The following is a 287-nucleotide window of genomic DNA, read 5'->3' on the forward strand; positions in this document are numbered from 1 at the left end:
CGCACGTCACCGGCGAGGCCGCCGCGAAACCCACGGAGCCGAGCAGCGGCTCCATGAGCGCCGAGACCGCCTGAGCGGTGCCGCGGCGGCCCACGAAATACCACCACGCGCCCGTAGCCGCGGTGAGCAGCACCGCCGGCACCCAGGCGCCCGCGCCGGCAAGCCCCACTCCAAAGGCTCCGTAGCCGAACAGGACGCCGATGGAAGGCCTGATGGCAGCCACTAAAGCACATACGGCGATCACCACCCCGTAGGCAATGGGGGCATCGGTGGCGAGCCCCATGGCA

Annotated in this window: 1 pseudogene; it reads right to left on the reverse strand. The window is 71.1% G+C overall.

From position 1 onward, the window contains the following. A pseudogene (locus NE591_RS15565) lies at nucleotides 1-287 on the reverse strand (hypothetical protein); the annotation flags it as partial.

Origin of the sequence: Adlercreutzia sp. DFI.6.23, assembly GCF_024462535.1 — a bacterium.
Classification (GTDB): Bacteria; Actinomycetota; Coriobacteriia; order Coriobacteriales; family Eggerthellaceae; genus Adlercreutzia; species Adlercreutzia rubneri.